This window comes from Bradyrhizobium sp. 159, from assembly GCF_023073795.1.
GTDB lineage: Bacteria > Pseudomonadota > Alphaproteobacteria > Rhizobiales > Xanthobacteraceae > Bradyrhizobium.
Genome location: NZ_JADPKE010000010.1, coordinates 1 through 2,707 on the forward strand (window position 1 = coordinate 1; position 2,707 = coordinate 2,707).

2 protein-coding genes are annotated in these 2,707 nt (G+C 67.0%); both read right to left on the reverse strand.

Going from position 1 to position 2,707, the window contains the following annotated elements; genetic code table 11:
• Positions 1-389, reverse strand: a 389-nt coding sequence (locus IVA96_RS02210) for a chemotaxis protein CheW (RefSeq protein WP_247415222.1), incomplete at its 3' end; no start/stop codon positions are given.
• A 21-nt stretch (positions 390-410) separates the two neighbouring features.
• Positions 411-2,707 (reverse strand): hybrid sensor histidine kinase/response regulator (locus tag IVA96_RS02215; RefSeq protein ID WP_247415223.1); only part of this gene is annotated, 2,297 nt, incomplete at its 5' end.

The following is a 2,707-nucleotide window of genomic DNA, read 5'->3' on the forward strand; positions in this document are numbered from 1 at the left end:
TGGACGCCGCCGGCGAGCTTGGCCATGCGGGGGTCGAGGTTGACGGGGTTGTCTTCCTTGCCGTCCTCGGGCAGGCGCAGCACCTCGCCGATCTGGTCGATGAGCAGGCCGTAGGATTCGCCGCGCAGGTCGACGCCGACCGCCATCGGCACCTTGCCGTCTTCGGCCTTGGGCAGGCCGAGGCGGGCGCGCATGTCGACCACGGTGACGATGCGGCCGCGCAGGTTCAGCACGCCCGCGATCTCGCCCGAGGACAGCGGCACACGGGTGACGCGCTCGGGCATGAACACGTCCTGGACGCGGGAGATCGGCAGGCCGAACAGCTGGCCGCCGATCATCGCGGTGACGTATTCGACCATGGCGCCTTCGCTGGACTGGGTCTTGCTCATCGCTGGTCTCCTGATCCTGGGTTAGGCCGCCGCTGCCCGGCTCAGCTCGGAGGCGCCGGCGGCGCCCGCGGTCTGCTCCTTCAGCGCCGCGATCAGACCGGGACGGTCGAACTTGGCGACATAGTCGTGGAAGCCGGCCTGCCGGCCGCGCTCGATCGCCGCCGGCGACACCAGCGCCGACAGGCCGATGATCGGCATCGCGCCCAGATTGCTGTCGGAGCGGATCACTTCGGCGAACTCGAACCCGTTCATGTCGGGCATCTCGATGTCGGTCAGCACCACGTCAAAGCTCTGGGCGCGCAGCGCGGCCAGGCCCTCCTGCGCGGTTGGCGCGGTGCGGACGCGGTAACCGGCGGCTTTGAGCACCGGCGCCAGCATGTTGCGGAAGAACGCGGAATCGTCGACCAGCAGCACCGACTGCGAATGCAGCGACGGCTTCATCTCCTTGCGGGTGAACCAGTCGGCGAACGCCATCGGCAGGAAGTGGCCGACGTCGATCACCTCGGTGGCCTGGCCCTTGATCACGGCCGAGCCCAGAATGCCCGAGGAGGAGCCGCCGACCTCGATATTGAGCCGTTCCTCGACGATGTCGATGATCTCGTCGACGACGAGGCCCATGGCGCGGCCGTCGTCGGCGAACACCAGGATCGGTTGGGCACCCTGGCTCGCAACGGTGACGCCCTCCATGGCGACCAGCGGCATCAGCTGCTCGCGGTACTGCACCATGTAGCGGCCGTTGCTGAACTCGATCTTGTCGGCGGGCAGCTCCTCGAGGCGGGTGACGAGCCCGAGCGGGACCGCCTTGGGCTGGGACGAGCCGGCGCGGAACACCAGCAGCGAGGTGGTCTGCTCGCCCGCGCCGATGTGATGCGCCCCGTTCTCGTCGGCCATGTCATGGGCCGAGGAGCCGGCGGCGCCGAGCGCCTTGGCAATGCCGTTGGGATCGATGATCATGATGACGGCGCCATCGCCCAGGATGGTGTTGCCCGAGAACATGTCGATGTGACGCAGCTTGGTCGACATCGGCTTGACCACGATCTCTTCGGTGTGGAACACGCCGTCGACGACGATGCCGAAGGTCTGGCTGCCGACTTGGGTGACCACGATAAAACCGTTCTCGGGATCGGATGCGGCGCCGTCGTCGATCTTCAAGAGCTTCTTCAGATGGATCAGCGGCAGCAGCTTGTTGCGCAATCTGAGCACCGCGGTGTCCTTGATGCGCTCGATGCGGTGCTCGGAATTGGCGCGGGCGCGCACCAGCTCGACCACCGAGAGCTGCGGGATGGCAAAGCGGTCGCCGGCGGCCTCGACGATCAGGGCCGAGACGATCGCCAAGGTCAGCGGGATCTTGATGGTGACGGAGGAGCCTTCGCCGGCCACGCTCTTGATGTCGATGGTGCCGCCGATCTGGTCGATGTTGGTGCGCACCACGTCCATGCCGACGCCGCGGCCGGAGACCGAGGTGATGGCGGCCGCGGTCGAGAAGCCCGGCGCGAAGATGAACTTGTGGATCTGGGCTTCGCTCATCTTCTCGAGCTCGGCCTCGGTGACCAGCCCGCTAGAGATCGCCTTGGCCTTGATCTTGTCGGTGTTGAGGCCGCGGCCGTTGTCGGCGATGCAGATGATGATGTGGCCGCCCTCGTGATAGGCGGACAGCCGAATGGTGCCCTGCTCGCCCTTGCCGGCGGCCAAGCGCTCGGCGGGGGTCTCGAGGCCATGATCGGCGGAGTTGCGCACCATATGGGTGAGCGGGTCCTTGATCAAATCGAGCACCTGACGGTCGAGCTCGGTATCGGCGCCGTGCATCTCCAACTCGATCTGCTTGCCGAGTTCGCTCGAGAGGTCGCGGACGATGCGGGGCAGCTTCTGCCAGGCATTGCCGATCGGCTGCATGCGCGTCTTCATGACGCCCTCCTGCAGCTCGGCGGTGACGTTGGAGAGGCGCTGCAACGGCACCTTGAACTCGGTGTCCTCGTTGCGGCGGGAGATCTCCAAAAGCTGGTTGCGGGTCAAGACCAGCTCGGAGACCATGGTCATCAGGTGCTCCAGCGTATCCACGTTGACGCGGATCGACTGGTTGGCGATGCGGTCGCCTTCGGAGGCGCCCTCGTCGGCCAGCGACCTCTTCGGCGCCGGCTTGTCCTTGGCGGCGGGTTTTGCAGCGGCCGCAGGCGCCGGAGCCTCAAGCGCCGGCGCGGGCGCAGCCTTGACAATAGGCGCAGGCACCGGCGCTTCGATTGCGGTCTCGCGGAAGGCGCGCTCGAGCTCGTCGAGCGAGACTTCGCCCGGACGCAACGGACGCTCCAGGGTCTGCTCGA